Consider the following 17274-nt stretch of genomic DNA (forward strand, 5'->3'; position numbering starts at 1 on the left):
AGCGAACGCGACACCAGCGAGCTCCCAGAAGCCTCAGGCGACGCGATCGCCCGCGAGTTCGAACGCTACCTGCGCCGCCGCAACGTCGACCCGGAGTAGACCGTGCAGCGCCTCCGTGCCCTGGCAATCGTCCTGCTGTGCCTGGGCGCAGCTCTGCTGCTCCTGCTGTTCTGGCAGTTCACCGACGTGTACTTCGTGCTGGGTGGAGACGGAGTCGACCCGACGGCCGGCCAGGAGAGTCGCTACCTGTGGACGGCGTCAGCGTGTGTCGCAGCGATGTTCGGCGCGGCAGCCTGCGGCACCCTGGCCAACAGCAAGGTCTGGGGGCCGCTCGGCGGCATCGGGGTGGTGCTCGCCGTCGTGGCAGCCATCGTGCTCGCCGTCCCGACCGACCGTTGGGTGCCCGACCCAGCGCCGAACGAGCTGCCGTCGAACTACGAGCCGTGCTTCAGCGGCAGCAACGACTGCGGTCCAGGCGGGTGAGTCAAAGCTCGACGCCGAGCAAGGCGTCGACTGCTGCTCGGACCGTACGCCCTGCCTGAGGATCCTCTGCTGTGTCGTCGGACGCCCAGGCATCGACGGCCGCGAGGGCTGCCGGGGCATCGAGATCGTTGGTCAACGCTGCCCGGATCTGCTCCAGCACGGCGGTACCGGACGGTGCAACGGTTCCGGGTCACGGCAGCACGCCAGCGAGCCAGCCGCGCCTCAGCGGTCGTGATCTCGTCGCCGAACCACTCCCAGTCGGCGCGGTAGTGGTGAGCCAGCAACGCCAACCGGATCGCCATCGGGTCATGACCGTCTGCGCGCAGCTTGGACACCAGCACGAGATTGCCCTTGGACTTGGACATCTTCTCGCCCTCGTACCCGACCATGCCCGCGTGCACGTACGCCTGCGCGAACGGCTGACCCGTGGCGACGGTCGCTTCAGACGCTGACATCTCGTGATGCGGGAAGACCAGGTCGGATCCGCCACCCTGGACGTCGAAGGCCTCGCCCAGGTGCTCCAGCGCGATCGCCGTGCACTCGATGTGCCAACCCGGGGCGGCCCTTGCCCCAGACGGGTCTCCCACGCCGGGTCGTTCGGTCGTTCGGCCTGCCAGAGGAGACAGTCGAGGGGGTGCTTCTTGCCGGCCCGGTCGGGGTCTCCCCCGCGTTGCGGGAAGATGCGCAGCATCTCGGCCTCGTCGAAGCCAGACACCAGGCCGAAGCCGGGATCGGCGTGCACGTCGAAGTAGAGGTCGTCGTCGACTGCGTACACCGCGCCAGCCTGCTGGAGACGCTCCACCAGGTCGACGACCAGCTCGATCGACTCCACCGCACCGATGTAGTGCGCCGGCGGGATGATCCGCAGCGCCGTCATGTCGTCGCGGAACAGCTCCGTCTCGCGTTCGGCCAGCTCGACCCAGTCGACGCCGGTCGCCAGAGCACGCTCGAGCAATGGATCGTCGACGTCGGTGACGTTCTGGGTGTAGGTCACGTCGAGGCCACGGTCGCGCCAGGCGCGTTGGAGCAGGTCGAACGTCAGGTAGGTCGCAGCGTGACCCATGTGGGTCGCGTCGTACGGCGTGATGCCGCAGACGTACAACCGGGCGCGATCCTGCGGATCGACAGGGCGCACCTGGCCGGCCGATGTGTCGTGCACCTGGACCGTCGGACCCGTACCCAACCCGAGATCGCCAAGAACCGGGACCTCAGGACTCGACCAACTACGCATGGGCCGAGCGTATCTGTTGGGCGGTTGCGGCCTGTCGACGGCCGCTCGGTTATGCACCGAGGCACAATGTCGAGGTGATCATCGACTGCGCTGTCTACCGTGACGGAGTGCGCGAGACGACGCCGCACGACACGTCGTCCATCGACGCGGCGCTCGCCACGCTCGGCCAGGACGACTTCTTGTGGATCGGCATCGGCAATCCCACCGAGGACGAGATGCATCGCGTCGGTTCGTCGCTGGGTCTGCATCCGCTTGCGGTCGAGGACGCGCTCGAAGCGCATCAGCGACCCAAGGTCGAGCGCTACTCCGATCACACGTTCATCTCGCTTCGCACGGTCTCGTACAGCGATGACGACATCACGACGCACGAGGTCAACGTCTTCCTCGGCGACAACTACCTGCTGACCGTCCGGCACGGTGGACGTCCGTTGCGCGAGGCACGCAAGCACGCCGAGAAGATGATCGAGGCGTTGTCTCACGGCCCCACGGCGGCGTTGTACACCGTCGTCGACACGATCGTCGACCACTACGAGGACGTCGCCACCGAGGCTGGAGATCGACGTCCAAGAGGTCGAGACGTCGGTGTTCTCGGCGCAACGCTCCAACGACTCCAGTCGGATCTACCGGCTCAAGCGCGAGACGCTCGAGTTCCGGCGAGCTGTGCTGCCGCTGCGCGAACCACTGAACCGGCTGGCGCTGAGCACCGCCTCCGAGCAGGCACGGCCCTACTTTCGCGACATCGCTGATCATCTCGCGCGAGCGGCCGAGGCCATCGACTCGATCGACCACCTGCTCGACAACGCCCTGCAGGCGCACCTGGCGCAGCTGAGCGTCCAGCAGAACGAGGACATGCGCAAGCTCACCGCCGGCGCCACGATCTTCGCCGTCCCGACCGCGATCGCCGGGATCTACGGCATGAACTTTGAGCACATGCCTGAGCTCAGCTGGACGTACGGCTACCCGATCTGCGTCGGTGTCATCGGAGCCTTGTGCGGCTACATCTACTGGCGCTTCAAGCGTTCTGGCTGGCTGTGAGACTCAGCCGACCGTCGTGCTGGCGGCAATGACGCCAGAGCCCACGAGGATCAGCACCAGTGCGCCCAAACCAATCCGGTAGATCACGAACGGTGCGAACGACCGGGTGCTGACGTACTTGAGCAGCCAGTGGATCACAGCAATGCCGACCACGAACGAGACGATGGTGCCGACGATCGTCGGGCCGACGCCGTACGCGTTCTCGCCGCCGGGGATGTCCTTGAGCTTGTAGATGCCCGCCCCCAGGACGGCGGGAATGGCCAGCAGGAACGCGTAGCGTGTCGCGGCGGCGCGCTCGTAGCCGAGGAACAGTCCCATGCTGATCGTGGCTCCTGAGCGAGAGACGCCCGGTACGAGTGCTCCCGCCTGGGCCAGACCCAGCAGGATCGCGTGTCGCATCGTCAGCGACTCGATCTTGCTGGTCTTGCGGCCCACCCGCTCGGCGATGCCCAGCACGATGCCCAGCACGATCAACGTCGTGCCGATGACCCACAGGTTGCGGAACTCACGGTCGATCAGGTCTTGCAGGGCGAGCCCCAGCAGGACGATCGGCATCGAGCCGATGATGACGAACCAGCCCATCCGCCACTCCGGCAGCTGCCGTGCCTGCGCCGAGAACACCCCGCGCACCCAGCCGGACCCGATCGTCCAGATGTCACGCCAGAAGTACAGGACCACCGCGATCTCGGTGCCGATCTGGACGACGGCGGTGTATGCGGCGCCCGGATCGTCCCAGCCGAAGAACTTCGGGAAGATCGCGAGATGGGCGCTGCTGGAGATCGGAAGGAACTCGGTCAGACCCTGGATGACGCCGAGCACGACCGCTTGGAGGAAGTCCACCGCGCGAGCCTACACGGGTTGACCCACGTCTCGGTCTAGCCTTCTGCCATGCGGTATCGCCGGGTCGGTCGCTCAGGGCTGGAGGTGTCCAGGCTCGCGCTGGGCACCATGACGTGGGGCAGCACGGTCGACGCCTTCGAGGCCGAAGACCAGCTGAGGGTCTTCCTCGACGCTGGCGGCACCCTGGTCGACACGGCGCCCATCTACGGCGACGGCGCGTGCGAAGGCTGCTCGGCACGCTGCTCGCCTCGTCCGGTGCTCGCGACCATGTCGTGCTGGCCGGCAAGGCAGGCTTCGCGCGCCGGAACGGTCAGGTCGTCAAGGACGGATCGCGGCGCACGCTGCTCGACCAGCTCGACACCTCGTTGCGCCACCTCGGCACCGATCACCTCGATCTGTGGCAGATCCACACCCCCGACCTGTCTGTCCCGCTCGAGGAAACGCTGGGCGCCTTGGAGCATGCCCTGCGCACCGGTCGCACCCGTTACGTCGGCGTCTCCAACTTCACCGGCTGGCAGACCGGCATCGCGCACACGTGGCTGGCTGCGAGGTCCGAGGGCGTCCAGCTGGTCGGCAACCAGGTCGAGTACTCGCTGATCAATCGCGATCCCGAGGACGAGGTCGCAGCGGCCACGGCTCATCTGGGCATGGGACTGCTGGCCTGGTCGCCGTTGGGTCGTGGCGTGCTGTCCGGCAAGTACCGGGCCGGCGTCCCGACCGACTCGCGTGCGGCGACACCCGGGTGGGACGCCTTCGTTGCCGAGCACCTGACGCCAGCCAAGGCCAGTGTCGTCGAGGCGCTCGCGCGTGCCGCCGAGGGGCTCGGGGTCACGATGACCCATGTCGCGCTCGCCTGGCTGCTCGAACGCCCACAGGTCTCAGCCGCGATCGTCGGTGCCCGCACCACGGCGCAGGCTGAAGGAGAATCTCGCCGCCGACGAGCTCGATCTGCCGGCCGAGATCCTCCAGGCGCTGGACGACGTGTCCGAGGCAGCCCGATGATGAACCCCTCGTTGAAAGGTGCAGCGATGTTCGAGTACGAGTTCTGGAACCTGACGATCGATCGCACCAAGTCCAGGTCGGCGGTGTGCCGCATGCTCACCGACGCCGCCGAGTACCAGGGGTGGGAGCTCGACCGGCTCCGCAAGGACGGCACAGGTCAGCGCACCGTGACCCTGCGCCGCAAGATCATCCGCATGCGCAGCACCCTCTAACCCCTCCCCCCCCGCTGAGGAGGTGGTTGTCGCCCCTCAACGAGGTAGTTGTCGCCCTCCCGGAGGGCGGTTACCACCTCCTCAGGGGGCGGTAACCACCTCGTCAGGGGGTGGGGTTAGGCGAGGTTGAGGAACTCGTCGAAGACCTTGGAGCCGAACTCGAGGGACTCGACGGGGACGCGTTCGTCGACTCCGTGGAACAGCGCAGTGAAGTCGAGGTCGGCGGGAAGTCGCAGCGGGACGAAGCCGAATGACGTGATGCCGAGCTTCTCCCACGCCTTGGCATCGGTGCCGCCCGACATCAGGAACGGCGCGATGTGGGCGCCCGGATCCTGGCTGTGCAGCGCGACGGTCATGGCGTCGACGAGATCACCCTCGAAGGCGTACTCCAAGGCGTTGTCCCTGATATGACGTTCGACGACGACCCGATCGCCCACGATGTCCTGGACGGCCGGCAGGAAGGTGTCACCGTGCCCGGGCAGGAACCGGCCGTCAACGTAGGCAACGGCCTCGCCGGGGATGACGTTGTGCTTGTAGCCGGCCTCCAGCATCGTGGCGTTGGTGGTGTTGCGGATGCCCGCACCGATCATCCGCACCGCAGGGCCGAAGTGCTCGAGCAGCTCGTCGGGGGTGCCGTCGCTGTCAGTCAGCTTCGCGGACCTTCGCGAGCAGCGTCGTCATCGACGGTCCGGGCTCGGCTGGCCACTCGTGCTGTCCCAGGGCGATGAGACCGTTCGCGAGATGGGTGATCGCGTTGTCACGGTTGCCCATGGAGCCGTGGCCGGCGGTCCCCCGCGCACGGAGCCGCATCCATTCGATGCCCTTCTCGCCCGTCTCGATCAGGTAGAGCCGCTGACCGCCGACTTCAGTGGAGAATCCACCGACCTCACCGATCGCCTCGGTGCATCCCTCGAACAGCTCGGGATGGTGCTCGACGAGCCAGTGCGCGCCCAGCACGCCACCGGCCTCCTCGTCGGCGGTGAACACCAAGGTGATCGGCCGGTTCGGAATGACGCCGGCGCGCTGCCGGGCACGGACGACCGACAGCAGCATGCCGTCGAAGTCCTTCATGTCGACCGCGCCACGGCCGAACAGGTAGCCGTCGACGACCTCGGCAGCGAACGGATCGACCGTCCAGTCAGCCGCCTGGGCCGGCACGACGTCGAGGTGGCCGTGGATCAGCAGTCCGGGGTCGAGACGGCTCCGGTTGCCCCACTGAGCGATGACGCTGGCGCGCCCCGGCTCCGACTCGAAGATCTGCGACTCGATACCCACCTCGGCCAGCAGCCCGGCGACGTGCTCGGCGGCCTTGCGCTCTCCGGGTCCGGAGTCGTCGCCGTAGTTGCTGGTGTCGATCCGGATCAGGTCACGGCAGATCTCGAGGGTCTCGCCCTCCGGGGTGTAGGCCATACCGCGATGGTACGTCGCTGACGCCGTCAGGCCAGGAGCCCGTCGATCACTCGAGAGAACAGCGCACGGCTCGAGGCCCGGGTCAGTCCGTCGAAGTACCGCGGCACTCCCCTGACCCGGATGTCCTCGCGCCACGTGACCCGGCTGCCAGCGCCGGCTGGCTCGACGCTCAGCCGGCCCAACCGGTCACGACCCGTCCACGCTTCTCCAGACGGCAGAAGGACGGCTCACGCCAGTCGACGACGTCCATCGGGTCGTGGAAGCCCACGGGGCCGACGCCCGTGAAGGCGTCGAAACCGTGGTCGGTCAGGGCCACCGTGGTCAGCGGCACGAACTCGCCGTGTCGTTCCCAGGCGGTCAGACGCGACCACGCGTCAGAGGGTGAGAGCTGCACCTCGCGCACGATCTGGATCAGGGCCACGGCATCATCGTAGGCATGCGCACCATGCCTTTCGAGTCGATCTCCGACGTCAAGTCCAAGCTGGCCTCGGCCGGCTACCTCGCATCGGACGCGATCGCGACCACGGTCTACCTCGCCAGCGAGCTTGGCAAGCCCCTCCTGGTCGAAGGGCCCGCAGGAGTCGGCAAGACCGCCCTGGCCACGGCCGTGGCGACGTCGTGCGGTGCTGACCTGGTGCGCCTGCAGTGCTACGAGGGAGTCGACGAGGCACGCGCCCTGTACGAGTGGAATCACGCCAAGCAGCTGCTGCGCATCACCTCGGGGCGCGGCGAGTCGTGGGACGACGCGCGCGACGACATCTTCACCGACGACTTCCTGCTGGCCCGCCCGTTGCTGACCGCGATCCGCAACGAGAACCCCAGCGTGCTGCTGATCGACGAGACCGACAAGGCCGATGTGGAGATCGAGGGTCTGCTGCTGGAGGTGCTCGGCGAGTTCCAGGTCACGATCCCCGGAGCTCGGCACCATCACCGCGAAGCATCGGCCCTTCGTGGTGCTCACCTCGAACGCGACCCGTGAGCTGTCGGAGGCCCTGCGCCGACGCTGCCTGTTCCTGCACGTCGACTTCCCTGATCCGACGCTGGAGCAGGAGATCGTCTCGCTGAAGGTGCCCGATCTCGACCAGACGCTGGGCGAGTCGCTGGTGCGCGTCATCAACGCGTTGCGTGCGATGCCCCTGCGCAAGGCCCCCTCGGTGTCCGAGACGATCGACTGGGCCCGGACGCTGGTGGCGCTCGGCGCCGACATCCTCGACGACGACGTCGTCAAGGACAGCCTGGGCGTCATCCTGAAGCATCAGGACGACCTGGAGAAGGCCACGACACGTCTCGACCTCGATCAGGTGCTCAGCCCGTCATGACGCCCGCCGGTTCCAGCGCGGTGGCGCCGCAAGAGCTCGCGGGGCGACTCGTCGAGTTCGTCAGTGCCCTGCGCTCCAAGGGCATCCCGGCCGGCACGAGCGAGACCGTCGACGCTGCGGCGGTCGTGGAGGTTCTCGGCCTCGCCGACCGGCACCAGCTGAGAGAGGGCCTGGCCGCCGCCCTCGTGCGGCGCGGCGGGCAGCGCGATGTCTTCGACATGACCTTCGACATCTACTTCCCTGCGGGTGTCGGCGCGCCGCAGACGGCGCTCGAGACCAGTGAAGACTTCGACCTGGACGATCTGCGCGAGCTGCTGGCAGCCGCGCTCGCCGAGAACGACCAGCACGGCCTCGAACGCGTCGCGGAGATCGCTGTCGACCTCCTCGGCCAGGTAGGACAACCTGGTGCGTCGAATGCCGGATGGTCGGCGTACCTGACCTTGGAACGCCTGCGGCCGCAGACGCTGCTGGCTCAGGCGATGCGCCTGCGCGGCGAGGGCGCAGGACAAGGTCAGGGCGCCGGTCAGGGCCAGGGAGGCGGTCAGGGCAGCGGCGAGCTGTTGCAGCGCATCGAGCGCGACGAGGTCCGGCAGAACATCGACCGGCTGCGGCTCATGGTCGCGGCCGAAGCGCGCCGCCGCACCGCCGAGGTCCGGGGCCGTGACACCGTGACCCGCCATGCGATCCGCAGCGGCACCGACCGTATCGACTTCCTCAGCGCCAGCAAGCAGCAGCTGGAGGGCTGCGGCGCACCGTCGCGCCGTTGTCCCGCAAGCTCGCCACCCGGTTGGCTGCCCGCCGCCGCAAAGCGACCCGTGGCCGGATCGACATCCGCCGGACCCTGCGCCGCTCGATGTCGACCGGCGGCGTCCCGATGCACCCGGTCTTCGCCAAGCCGCATCCCTCGCGACCCGACTCGTCCTGCTGTGCGACGTCTCCGGCTCGGTGTCGGGCTTCTCGGGGTTCACGATGCACCTCGTGCAGGCGCTGAGCGGACAGTTCAGCAAGGTCAGGGTGTTCGCGTTCGTCAACGCGATGGACGAGGTCACCGACCTGGTGCGCGAGGACAGCGATGACCTGTCGGCCCGCATCGCTCAAGAAGCGCGCATCACGAAGTGGCACACCAGCAGCGACTACGGTGAGGCGTTCGGCGACTTCCACGCCGACTACATGAACGCGATCGGGCCGCGTACGGCCGTGCTGATCCTGGGAGACGCCCGCAACAGACAACCAGTCCCCCAACCTGCCAGCCCTGCATGCCATCAGCCAGCGGGCCAAGCGGACCTTCTGGCTCAACCCAGAAGCCTCGATGCGGTGGGGGCTCGGCGACTCGGTGGCACCGCAGTACGCCGAGGTCGTGGAGATGCACGAGTGCTGCAACATCGACCAGCTCGCGAAGTTCATCACGCGGCTGCTGCCGGTCTGACCGACGGGGGCTTCCCACGGGACAGGGGATCCCCCTACGGTGACGTCATGCACTCTCGGGGGATCGTGTCGGCACCAGGCCGTCGACGTCGTGTCGTCGGCGGTGCCGCCGCTGTGGCGGCGACCGCGGCGCTGCTGATCGCTCCGGGCACCGACGACCAGGCGCAAGCCGCTGACTCACAGGTCACGATCTCGGCCGATCCACACCTCTGGAAGTCATCGGGCAACTCCCGGGTCGTCGCGATCCGGACAGGCGGGAAGGTCTCGTCCCTCCAGGTCCGGCCGCGACGCCAGGCCGGACGCAAGCACATCTCGATGCGTTCCCCGCTGTCGGCTCCGGCCATCAGCACGGTCGGCTCGACCGTGACAACCCGTGCGCAGCTCCGCACGTCGCAACCCGGACGACAGCTGAGGCTGCGCATCCAGGAGGTCGACGCAGGCCGCGTTCTCGCGAGCCGCTCGGTGACCGTACGTCCGAAGTCGCGCAGCTGGCGGACGGTCACGGTGTCGTTGCGCACCACTCGACCCGGCAGCCGGATCCGGCTGTACGCGCAAGGTGCCAGCATGCGCGGCAGGAGCTTCGTCCGCATCAGGGCGATCAAGCTCGCCGTGTCGTCCCCGCCCACCGCCTCTCCGGCGACCGCTTGCCAGGACATCGACTACTCCGACCCGGCGCAGGGCGAGCTGACGTTCTCCGACGAGTTCAACGGCACCTCGATCGACCGCAGCACGTGGCGGGTGCGCGACAACACCTTCCTCAACCAAGACCGGGCGTGGATCACGAAGGATGCCGTGACGGTGGCCGACGGGGCGCTGAACATCACCGGACGACGGCTGCCGGCCGACCAGTGGCGGGTCAACCTCAATGCGATCTACCCCGACAACCAGGTCCGCGACTACTCCACGGGCTATATCGACACGATCGACAGTGCCGGGTACGGCAATGCAGCCGCCAACCGATTCGGCCAGAAATACGGCACTTCGAGATCCGGGCGTGGGTGCCCAGCGAGGCGACCGCATCGCGCGGCATCTGGCCGGCGTTCTGGCTGCGCGCCGACACCAAGCGCGGCGAGATCGACGTCATCGAGTCCTACGGTGCTCCGACGACCCGCAGCTCGACCCGTCGGCGTCGTACGAGTGGAACTCGTGGCACGACACCTTGCAGGAGTGGTCGAAGGACCACACATTGGGCCGGGCCGACGTCGGTGACGACAAGATCTGGGAGGGCTGGCACACCTACGGCGTCAACTGGTCGCCAGGCTGCCTGCGCTACCTCTACGACGGCAAGACGGTGGGTCTGGTCGACTTCGACGCGCCCGGCACCAAGTCGTACTTCCGCGGCGACACCTTCGACTCGACATTCCACCTGCGGATCAACATGCAGGTCGGCTCGAAGTACTGGGGATGGGCCGACCCCGAGCACACCCGCGACGAGTTCACCTACAAGGTCGACTGGGTGCGCGTGCACCAGTCCAAGCAGCTGCTCAACTGACGGGCACGAGGGCTCGCTCGCGGCGCCGCCTCGACACCCGCGTGTCGAGCCACAGCCCTGCCGCCAGCAGCATGACGGCCACGACTCCGTCCATCCACCAGTGGTGGCCGGTCGCAGCGACGACGAACACCGTGACGGGCAGGTGCATCAGCACGATCCAGCGCACGGGGTGGCTCGTCATCGCGAACACGCCGAGCGCGACGACGGCGGCCCAGCCGACGTGGATCGACGGCATCGCCGCGTACTGGTCGGACACCCCCGTGCCGACGTCGCCGTAGACGCCGAGCCCGAACCGCGCCGAGAGGTCGACGAACCCCAGCTCTTCGACGAAGCGCGGTGGTGCGACCCGGACGAAACGGATCAGCAGGCACCCGGCCGTGACGGCGACGAGCCCGTTGCGCCACCGCGGGTACAGGTCGCGGTGGCGCACGAACGCCCAGATCAGGAAGGCGATCAGCGCCGGAACGTGCACGATCGCGTAGTAGCCGTTGATGGCCCTCGCCAAGGTGTCGTGGTGGATCACGAAGTGCTGCATCGAGATCTCGGTGGGCAGGTGCGCAGGCTTGCTGGAAGGAGTCGATCTTCCTTGCCCGGTCGACTGCCCCCGCCTCGTGGGTGATCGGCAGCATGCGGGCCAGCCGCCAGATGCCGTACAGGCCGGAGATCAGGGCGAACTCGTGGAACGCCGGCAGCAGCGCGTCGCCCACGCGGGTGCGCGGCAGTCGCCTGACGACGAGCAGGGCCAGGACACTGATCGCGCAGACGATGGCTGCTTGCTCCCAGGTCGGCCACGGCACCTCCAATCTCTCTCCCGGCCGTCAACCGCCCGCCGACCGACCCGCCGCGCCACTCGTGGTTCTCGGTTACGCTCACGCCATGACGGCGACGTTCCGCCTCGGATACAAGAACATCCTGGGGTCCAACTGGACGCCGGTGCGTCATCGGTGGCCCGGCCGGGCGGTGCTGCTGGACCGCGGCTGAACGGCGACGACGGAGCCCGAGCCAGCGTCTACTTCCTGGTCGAGGTCAACCGGCCGACCCAGCGACGGAGCCTGCAACGGATGTTTCCCACGTGGCAGGTCGCGCGATCGCAGCGAGGCCACAACGACGTCTACAGCGATCCGGCGCAGCACCGGCTGATCGGGGTGCAGGCCTGCCGCTCGGCACTCGGACGAGGCAGCAGCGGTACGTCACGATCGCCCGCTACGAGCACCTCGAGAGTGGGACCGAATGGACTGGAGCGACGGCCCATCTTTCCTCGTCGGCCGGGACGTGCGGCTGCGCGCGCCGCCGCGTCCCGCGAGGTCCAGGGCCGCCGACTGGCCGAGCTGTGCCACGAGCACCGCGTCGACGTGCTCGCCGCCGACCTGAACAATCTGGCCGGCCCGTCCTGGTACGCCGAGGGCTGCGCTCGAAGCCGCCGGTTATCGCGACTGGCGCGACGTCGTCGCGGTCGAGCACGTCGATCACGACCTGCACCACCGCATCGGCCGGCCGGGGAGCCGCGATGGGCGTCATCTCGACGCGATCTACGTGGCGCCCCGCGTCGATCTCGTCGACGGCCGGGTGCTGATCGACCAGCCCGCCAGCTGAGATCACCTCGGGCTCGTGTGCACCGTCTCGATCGGCAACCGTTAGGTCACCCGACCCAGAACCCCCGCCCGCCGTCGAACAGGTCGCTGTAGGTACCGAACGGCTGCTGCGTCCGTCACGTGACCCGAGATAGGAGCCGACGACCGCCGCACCGAGATCGTCGAGCTGAGGCGCCACGACCGAGCCGTCGGCACGTCGGGCCATCGAGTCGATGAACCGCGCCAGGCCAGGATCTTGACCCAGTCGGAAGAATGTCGTGTGCGCCCCCCAGGCGCTTCGCGTTGTCGAGCTCCTGCACCGAACGGGCCACAGTCACAGGGTGAGGCGGATAGCCGAAGAAGACGTCTCCGCTCGACTCGAGGCGGGCCGTCGGCTCGCCGTCGGTGACGATCAGCAGCACCGGCTGCGCGTTGGGACGCTTGCGGAAGTGACGATCGGCCAAGAGCAGCCCGTGATGCAAGTTGGTGCCCTTGGCGTACATCGCGTCCAGACCCGCGGCTGCTCGATGTCCATGACCTCGGCATGCCTGCCGAAGGCGACCAGCTGGAGGGCATCGCCTCGGAAACGGCTCGAGATCAGCGTGTGCAACGCCAGTGCCGGTGCGCTTCATCGGCACCCAGCGGCCGTCCATCGCCATCGAGAACGACGTGTCGACCAGCAGCGCGACACACGCCTGCGTACGAGCTCGGTCTCCTGCACCTCGACGTCACCGATCTGGATGCGCACCCCGCCTTCGAGCGGCGTGCCCTCCCCGGATGCTCGGGGTCAGCGCGTTGGTGATCGTCCGGGTGACGTCCCAGGCTTCTGTGTCGCCGAAGGCCCACTCGCGGGTCGCGCCCGACCGTTCGCCTGCTGCCCCGGCCTGGCGGAGATCACGACTGCCCTGACGTCCCGACATCTTCTCGGCGACGTCGCGAGCAGCGCCTTGCCCGAGCAGCCGCATCGCCTTGGGGGTCAGCTTGAGCCTGGCCGTCGGCGCCCCGCTTCATCGTGCCGGAGTCGCGCAGTGCCTTCTCCAACGCCTGCAGCGTGCGCGCATCGACCCCCGCCTGGGCGCCGAGCTGGTGCGCGGCTTGTCGATGTCGATGTCGTCCATGCGCGAGCCGTCTGTACGACTGCGCACAGCGATCCGGACAGCCGATCGAGATCGGCGATGTCCTGGAAGACACCGGTGCCGTCACCGAGGCCCAGCCCCTGCTCGCCATCCATGCGTTCGGCACCGCTCCAGTCCTCGCCCGGACGCAAGGAGCGCAGGTTCCCGTCGAGCTGGCCAACCAGCTGACGGCTCGGGCGATCCGAATGCTTGCTGGGCCAGTGCGTCGATCTCGTCGCGCTGCTCCTGCGTCATCGAGTTGCGCATCCGCTGGGCTGCGGCGGCTCGCTGGGCCAGGGTGTCGAGCAACTCGCTCCATCGTCTGCGGTTTCTCGGGAAAGAACTCCCCGTGCTGGTCCATGAACGCGTCGAACTCGTCCTGGCCTGCCTCACCGCGCCGGTGCGCCTCGAGCAGCTGGTTGAGATCGTCGAGCATCTGGTTGATGGCGGCACGATCGTCATCGGTCGCGTTCTCGAGGGCGCTCTTCATGCCGGCGAACCGCTGGTCGAGCATCTCGCGGCCCAGCAGATCCTTGATCTTCTCGAAGTCGGCGCGCGCGTCGCTGCTCTGCCAGTCGTAGTCGCTCAGTCTCGCTGACGGCCGCCGCTGCCGATGGCGACAGGTTGCCCAGCTGGATTTCGCGCAGTGCTCGGTCGCTGTCGTCCAGGTCGACGTCGCGGGCCAGCTGCTTGCGCTCGGCCAGCACGGCCCGGTCGAGCAGCTCGCGGATCTCCTGGAGGGTCTCGTCGAGATGGTGTCGTCGCCGCCTCGTCGCCGTTCGGCGACTCGTCGGGCCAGGTTGTCGAGCCCAGCCTGGTCCTGACCGCCGCGGCGCAGGAACTCCCGTAACGCGTGCTCGGCGAGTAGCCCGCCATGACGTTCTCGCCGATCTCTCCGAGCGCCTCGGACAGGTCGACCGGGAGCCTGCCAACGGATCTGGCCCGTCGACGTACTTGCCGTAGCGAGCGTCGCGGGTCAGCCGGCGGTTGGCTCTAGCCATAGATGGCCTCTCCCTGGCCGAGCCTCCTTGCCGATCCGGCGTTCGAGGTACAAGCCCTCCAGCGCCAGCTCCGGATCGCGCCGGCCCGCTGCCCTTCATCGGTCGCGCCCAGCCGCTCGCACACCTGGTCGTACACGTCCGACTCCCCCAGCACCGGAAGCCCGGCCAAGAAGTCGGTGCCGTCACCTGCTCACCGGTCGTGACCAGGACGCCCTGCTCGAGCGCAGCCAGGAGCAGGTCGAAGTCGATGCCTCGCAGGTGCTGACGAACCGTCTCGGCCGTCGCGACCCGCAGCAGATGATCGAGGATCTCGTCCTCACGGCCCTCCTCACCCGACTCGAACTCGATCTTGCCGCCCAGCACGTCGACAGCCGTCTCCAGGTCGACCGGGCGGGCCACCGCATGCTCCTCGCCCGTCGGGTCGCCCGGTGGATGGCTGCCGCGGCGATCGTCTCCGCTCCGGCGATCGCGAACCGGGCGCTCACGCCGCTGCGCTGGTCGACGGCCGAAGAACCTCGCAGGGCTCGCGTGAAGCGGGCCAGGATCTCGATCAGATGATCAGGGACGTCGGCGACCAGGTCGGCCTCCTGCCGGATCACGGCGATCTCGTCGACCAGCTCGGTCGGATAGTGGGTGCGGATCTCGGCACCGAACCGGTCCTTCAACGGAGTGATGATCCGGCCGCGGTTGGTGTAGTCCTCGGGGTTGGCGCTCGCCACCACCAGGACGTCGAGCGGCAGCCGCAGCACGTAGCCGCGGATCTGGATGTCACGCTCCTCCATGACGTTGAGCATCGCGACCTGGATGCGCTCGGCGAGGTCGGCAGCTCGTCGATCGCGACGATGCCGCGGTGGCTGCGCGGGATCAGACCGAAGTGGATCGTCTCGGGGTCGCCGAGGCTGCGGCCCTCGGCGACCTTCATCGGGTCGACGTCGCCGATCAGGTCGGCGACGCTCGTGTCGGGGGTCGCGAGCTTCTCGGCGTACCGCTCGTCACGGTGCCGCCAGGCGATCGGCAGGTCGTCGCCGAGCTGCAGCAGCACGGCGCACGCTCGCAGTCGTGATGGGTTCGTACGGATGCTCGCCGAGCTCTGAGCCGGCGATCACCGGGGACCACTCGTCGAGCAGCCCGACCATCGTGCGCAGCAGTCTGGTCTTGCCCTGGCCACGCTCGCCAAGGAGCACGATGTCGTGCCCGGCGATCAGTGCCCGTTCGAGCTGCGGGACAACTGTGCTCTCGAAGCCGTGCAGCCCCGGCCAGGGATCGCGGCCCTCCCGGAGGGCAGCCAGCAAGTTGGTGCGCAGCTCGGTGCGCAGCGTCGTGTGGACATGGCCGGCTGCACGCAGCTCGCCGACGGTACTGATCGTGGGTGCGGTCACACCCCAACGCTACTGCGGTCGTGCCAGCGACGCTCAGTCTTCTGTGAGTGAGGGCGGCGGCGCGTCAGGATCGACGGGCGGCCAGGATCACGTCACGGACGCTCTGCGTCTGCTGCGATGTCCAGCCGTCGAGCTGCAGCACCTGGGCCCAGCCGTCCACGTGGTCCCCGACGTAGGTGTGTCCATGCCCCGGCGGAACGCTCTGGCTCACCGCCATGTCGGCGGCGGTCTGCCAGAACGTCACCAACGGGATCCAGCGCATCGACGGCAGGACGTCGCGACCGCGTTCCTCCGACAGCCAGTCGGGCTTGCTCCAGATCAGGTCGGGGGTCCACCACGTGATCGGATCGGACGGGTGCACCAGGTACAGCACGTGCGGGCCGTCCCACGGCTGGTCGACGGGTTCGGCGGGTTGACGCGCATCGTTGCTGAACCGCACGATACGCCCGTTGCGGAACACCGGCTCGACCTCGAGGCTGTCCGGATCGCGCTGGTCGGTGAACTCGCGGTACAGGGCGTTGAAGTTGGGCGGACCGACCAGCAGGGCGCCCGAGGTGCGGTTGGCCAGGTCGGCCTCGCCGCTGAACGCGGTCTCTCCGCCGAACGAGCCGAGGCTCTCTCCGAAGATGTAGATCTTGGGCCGCGCGTCCTGCGGCAGAGCGCTCCACCGCTGGTACACGGCATCGAACAGCGCACGTCCCGCATTGCGGGCGTTCTGCTGGTCGACGAGGTACGAGATCCACGACGGCAGGTACGAGTACTGCATCGAGACGATCGCCGGCTGGCCCGTGATGTACTCGAAGGCAGTCGACAGCACCGGGCTCGAGGAAGCCGCTGCCTGTCGTGTTGGCGACCATCAGGTAGTCGCGCTCGAAGCCGCCCGCGCGTTCGAGCTCGTCGACCGCGGCTGGGCGCGCTCGTCCACGTCCTCGGCCGCCGCGGTCCCGACGTAGGCGCGGACGGGCTCGAGAGCCGGACGTCCTGTGACGGCCGTGATCTGTTGCGCCGACGGCCCGCCGGCGACGAACCGGCGACCTTGGCGGCCGAGGTCCTCCCACTTGACGAGGGAGGCCTCGCTACCCGAACGGGTCGACTGCTCCGGCGGGGTCAGACGTGACGAGATCGTCTGGTCTCCGAGCGAGAACGACGCGTCCACGGCCTTGATGACGTTGTCATAGACGAGCCCGCTGAGCACCAGGAACGTGGCGACCGCGACGGTGAGCCATCCGGTCGCCCGGGCGGCCCGCGGTCCGATCTTGCGCGCGAGCAACGACGAGAGGCCCCGGTAGGCGCTGCGCAGGGCCCGCCCGATGCCGACCAGGAGGACGAAGGTGAGGACGCCGAGCAGCGGCATCAGGACGAAGCGCGAGAACGCGACGTCGTCGGCGCCCATCAGCTCGCGCAGCTGCCACTGCCACCGCTCTCCGAGAGCGATCGCCACCGCGACGACGATGACCGCGACGCCCCAGAAGATGCGCCACGACCGGGGTGAAGCGCGCTTGTGATCTCGGTCGGCGTACTCGCGCCACACCCACGCCAGGGCGACACCGACTCCGTAGCCGATCGCGCCGTTGATGCCCGCCAGGACGCCTTGGAAGACGCCGCTGCGTGGCAGCAGCGACGGGGTGAAGGACAGCACGGCGAACAGCAGCGCGACCCAGGCTCCCGGCAGGGTGTAGCGAGCCACTCGACTGGCGCTGACGATGCGACGAAGACGCCCGAGTCTCGGGCTCGGCAGGGCCGGGGGTTGAGCTCACGC

At 68.3% G+C, this 17274-nt stretch carries 20 protein-coding genes and 5 pseudogenes; 11 read left to right on the forward strand and 14 right to left on the reverse strand.

The window, feature by feature from the left end:
* Positions 1 to 102: 102 nt before the first annotated feature.
* Positions 103 to 483, forward strand: a complete 381-nt coding sequence (locus ACHMWU_RS19285; RefSeq protein WP_396046015.1) for a hypothetical protein — start codon at positions 103 to 105, stop codon at positions 481 to 483.
* Position 484: 1 nt separating this feature from the next.
* Here the strand turns inward: ACHMWU_RS19285 and mshC are convergent.
* Positions 485 to 1714: pseudogene (gene mshC / locus ACHMWU_RS19290) on the reverse strand (cysteine--1-D-myo-inosityl 2-amino-2-deoxy-alpha-D-glucopyranoside ligase).
* Positions 1715 to 1929: 215 nt separating this feature from the next.
* Here mshC and ACHMWU_RS19295 point away from each other — a divergent pair.
* Both ACHMWU_RS19295 and ACHMWU_RS19300 read left to right on the forward strand, forming a co-directional pair.
* A pseudogene (locus ACHMWU_RS19295) lies at positions 1930 to 2208 on the forward strand (CorA family divalent cation transporter); the annotation flags it as partial.
* A gap of 88 nt (positions 2209 to 2296) precedes the next feature.
* Positions 2297 to 2749, forward strand: a complete 453-nt coding sequence (locus tag ACHMWU_RS19300) for a CorA family divalent cation transporter (RefSeq protein WP_396046017.1) — start codon at positions 2297 to 2299, stop codon at positions 2747 to 2749.
* Between the two features lie 3 nt (positions 2750 to 2752).
* On the opposite strand, the gene ACHMWU_RS19305 is transcribed toward ACHMWU_RS19300, so the two are convergent.
* Entirely contained in the window at positions 2753 to 3589 is an 837-nt protein-coding gene (locus ACHMWU_RS19305; RefSeq protein WP_396046019.1) for an undecaprenyl-diphosphate phosphatase, read from the reverse strand.
* A gap of 108 nt (positions 3590 to 3697) precedes the next feature.
* On the opposite strand from ACHMWU_RS19305, the pseudogene ACHMWU_RS19310 reads away from it, so the two are divergent.
* Positions 3698 to 4449: pseudogene (locus tag ACHMWU_RS19310) on the forward strand (aldo/keto reductase); the annotation flags it as partial.
* A gap of 168 nt (positions 4450 to 4617) precedes the next feature.
* Positions 4618 to 4803, forward strand: a complete 186-nt coding sequence (locus ACHMWU_RS19315; protein WP_396046908.1) for a DUF5703 family protein — start codon at positions 4618 to 4620, stop codon at positions 4801 to 4803.
* Between the two features lie 116 nt (positions 4804 to 4919).
* Here ACHMWU_RS19315 and ACHMWU_RS19320 read toward each other — a convergent pair whose 3' ends face one another.
* The 4 genes from ACHMWU_RS19320 to ACHMWU_RS19335 are packed head-to-tail and all read right to left on the reverse strand — an operon-like array spanning position 4920 to position 6634.
* The gene (locus tag ACHMWU_RS19320; protein ID WP_396046021.1) at positions 4920 to 5393 is read right to left on the reverse strand and encodes a peptidase dimerization domain-containing protein; all 474 of its coding nucleotides are present in this window, start codon (positions 5391 to 5393) and stop codon (positions 4920 to 4922) included.
* 52 nt (positions 5394 to 5445) lie between these two features.
* A complete protein-coding gene (locus ACHMWU_RS19325; RefSeq protein WP_396046023.1) occupies positions 5446 to 6213 on the reverse strand; it encodes a M20/M25/M40 family metallo-hydrolase in 768 nt (255 codons plus the stop codon).
* A 26-nt stretch (positions 6214 to 6239) separates the two neighbouring features.
* The gene (locus ACHMWU_RS19330; protein WP_396046025.1) at positions 6240 to 6395 is read right to left on the reverse strand and encodes a hypothetical protein; all 156 of its coding nucleotides are present in this window, start codon (positions 6393 to 6395) and stop codon (positions 6240 to 6242) included.
* Complete coding sequence (locus ACHMWU_RS19335; RefSeq protein ID WP_396046027.1) at positions 6383 to 6634, reverse strand: hypothetical protein; 252 nt, start codon at positions 6632 to 6634, stop codon at positions 6383 to 6385. The genes ACHMWU_RS19330 and ACHMWU_RS19335 overlap by 13 nt, the downstream gene beginning before the upstream one ends.
* A gap of 15 nt (positions 6635 to 6649) precedes the next feature.
* Between ACHMWU_RS19335 and ACHMWU_RS19340 the strand changes: the two genes are divergently transcribed.
* The 4 genes and pseudogenes from ACHMWU_RS19340 to ACHMWU_RS19355 all read left to right on the forward strand — a co-directional run bounded on the left by ACHMWU_RS19340 (position 6650) and on the right by ACHMWU_RS19355 (position 10449).
* On the forward strand, positions 6650 to 7192 hold the full coding sequence (locus ACHMWU_RS19340; protein ID WP_396046029.1) for an AAA family ATPase: 543 nt from the start codon (positions 6650 to 6652) through the stop codon (positions 7190 to 7192).
* The gene (locus ACHMWU_RS19345) at positions 7164 to 7532 is read left to right on the forward strand and encodes an AAA family ATPase (protein WP_396046031.1); all 369 of its coding nucleotides are present in this window, start codon (positions 7164 to 7166) and stop codon (positions 7530 to 7532) included. Before ACHMWU_RS19340 ends, ACHMWU_RS19345 begins: the two co-directional genes overlap by 29 nt.
* 787 nt (positions 7533 to 8319) lie before the next feature.
* Positions 8320 to 10166 (forward strand): annotated as a pseudogene (locus tag ACHMWU_RS19350) (VWA domain-containing protein).
* On the forward strand, positions 10144 to 10449 hold the full coding sequence (locus ACHMWU_RS19355) for a hypothetical protein (RefSeq protein WP_396046033.1): 306 nt from the start codon (positions 10144 to 10146) through the stop codon (positions 10447 to 10449). Before ACHMWU_RS19350 ends, ACHMWU_RS19355 begins: the two are co-directional and overlap by 23 nt.
* Here the strand turns inward: ACHMWU_RS19355 and ACHMWU_RS19360 are convergent.
* Positions 10442 to 10984, reverse strand: coding sequence for a phosphatase PAP2 family protein (locus tag ACHMWU_RS19360; RefSeq protein WP_396046035.1), 543 nt, complete (start codon positions 10982 to 10984; stop codon positions 10442 to 10444). The genes ACHMWU_RS19355 and ACHMWU_RS19360 overlap by 8 nt on opposite strands.
* A 92-nt stretch (positions 10985 to 11076) precedes the next feature.
* Here ACHMWU_RS19360 and ACHMWU_RS19365 point away from each other — a divergent pair, with 92 nt between their 5' ends.
* Positions 11077 to 11430, forward strand: a complete 354-nt coding sequence (locus tag ACHMWU_RS19365) for a hypothetical protein (RefSeq protein WP_396046037.1) — start codon at positions 11077 to 11079, stop codon at positions 11428 to 11430.
* Entirely contained in the window at positions 11394 to 12134 is a 741-nt protein-coding gene (locus ACHMWU_RS19370) for a hypothetical protein (protein WP_396046039.1), read from the forward strand. Before ACHMWU_RS19365 ends, ACHMWU_RS19370 begins: the two co-directional genes overlap by 37 nt.
* Positions 12135 to 12157: 23 nt before the next feature.
* Here the strand turns inward: ACHMWU_RS19370 and ACHMWU_RS19375 are convergent, their stop codons facing one another.
* The 7 genes and pseudogenes from ACHMWU_RS19375 to ACHMWU_RS19405 form a co-directional block, all read right to left on the reverse strand.
* Entirely contained in the window at positions 12158 to 12673 is a 516-nt protein-coding gene (locus ACHMWU_RS19375; protein WP_396046041.1) for a hypothetical protein, read from the reverse strand.
* A 75-nt stretch (positions 12674 to 12748) separates the two neighbouring features.
* Positions 12749 to 12940, reverse strand: a complete 192-nt coding sequence (locus ACHMWU_RS19380; RefSeq protein ID WP_396046043.1) for a hypothetical protein — start codon at positions 12938 to 12940, stop codon at positions 12749 to 12751.
* Positions 12915 to 13649, reverse strand: coding sequence for a hypothetical protein (locus tag ACHMWU_RS19385; RefSeq protein WP_396046045.1), 735 nt, complete (start codon positions 13647 to 13649; stop codon positions 12915 to 12917). Before ACHMWU_RS19385 ends, ACHMWU_RS19380 begins: the two co-directional genes overlap by 26 nt.
* Positions 13594 to 14136 carry a hypothetical protein gene (locus ACHMWU_RS19390; protein ID WP_396046047.1) on the reverse strand — a complete coding sequence of 181 codons (543 nt, stop codon included), beginning with the start codon at positions 14134 to 14136 and terminating at the stop codon, positions 13594 to 13596. The genes ACHMWU_RS19385 and ACHMWU_RS19390 overlap by 56 nt, the downstream gene beginning before the upstream one ends.
* Positions 14129 to 15515: pseudogene (locus tag ACHMWU_RS19395) on the reverse strand (sigma 54-interacting transcriptional regulator). Before ACHMWU_RS19395 ends, ACHMWU_RS19390 begins: the two are co-directional and overlap by 8 nt.
* A 64-nt stretch (positions 15516 to 15579) precedes the next feature.
* The gene (locus ACHMWU_RS19400; RefSeq protein WP_396046049.1) at positions 15580 to 16332 is read right to left on the reverse strand and encodes an alpha/beta-hydrolase family protein; all 753 of its coding nucleotides are present in this window, start codon (positions 16330 to 16332) and stop codon (positions 15580 to 15582) included.
* A 39-nt stretch (positions 16333 to 16371) separates the two neighbouring features.
* Positions 16372 to 17202: an alpha/beta-hydrolase N-terminal domain-containing protein gene (locus tag ACHMWU_RS19405; protein ID WP_396046051.1), complete on the reverse strand. Its 831-nt coding sequence runs from the start codon at positions 17200 to 17202 to the stop codon at positions 16372 to 16374.
* Positions 17203 to 17274 lie beyond the last annotated feature (72 nt).

It is taken from the genome of Aeromicrobium sp. UC242_57 (assembly GCF_044452305.1).
Lineage (GTDB): Bacteria > Actinomycetota > Actinomycetes > Propionibacteriales > Nocardioidaceae > Aeromicrobium.

What these genes read in the sequence shown, in the direction of transcription:
- ACHMWU_RS19340 (WP_396046029.1), top strand. Translation starts at nt 6,650, where the DNA reads ATGCGCACCATGCCTTTCGAGTCGATCTCCGACGTCAAGTCCAAGCTG.
- ACHMWU_RS19325 (WP_396046023.1), bottom strand. Translation starts at nt 6,213, where the DNA reads ATGGCCTACACCCCGGAGGGCGAGACCCTCGAGATCTGCCGTGACCTG.
- ACHMWU_RS19320 (WP_396046021.1), bottom strand. Translation starts at nt 5,393, where the DNA reads ATGATCGGTGCGGGCATCCGCAACACCACCAACGCCACGATGCTGGAG.
- ACHMWU_RS19375 (WP_396046041.1), bottom strand. Translation starts at nt 12,673, where the DNA reads ATGGACGGCCGCTGGGTGCCGATGAAGCGCACCGGCACTGGCGTTGCA.
- ACHMWU_RS19365 (WP_396046037.1), top strand. Translation starts at nt 11,077, where the DNA reads ATGCGGGCCAGCCGCCAGATGCCGTACAGGCCGGAGATCAGGGCGAAC.
- ACHMWU_RS19315 (WP_396046908.1), top strand. Translation starts at nt 4,618, where the DNA reads ATGTTCGAGTACGAGTTCTGGAACCTGACGATCGATCGCACCAAGTCC.
- ACHMWU_RS19360 (WP_396046035.1), bottom strand. Translation starts at nt 10,984, where the DNA reads ATGCAGCACTTCGTGATCCACCACGACACCTTGGCGAGGGCCATCAAC.
- ACHMWU_RS19390 (WP_396046047.1), bottom strand. Translation starts at nt 14,136, where the DNA reads ATGGCTAGAGCCAACCGCCGGCTGACCCGCGACGCTCGCTACGGCAAG.
- ACHMWU_RS19385 (WP_396046045.1), bottom strand. Translation starts at nt 13,649, where the DNA reads ATGCTCGACCAGCGGTTCGCCGGCATGAAGAGCGCCCTCGAGAACGCG.
- ACHMWU_RS19380 (WP_396046043.1), bottom strand. Translation starts at nt 12,940, where the DNA reads ATGTCGGGACGTCAGGGCAGTCGTGATCTCCGCCAGGCCGGGGCAGCA.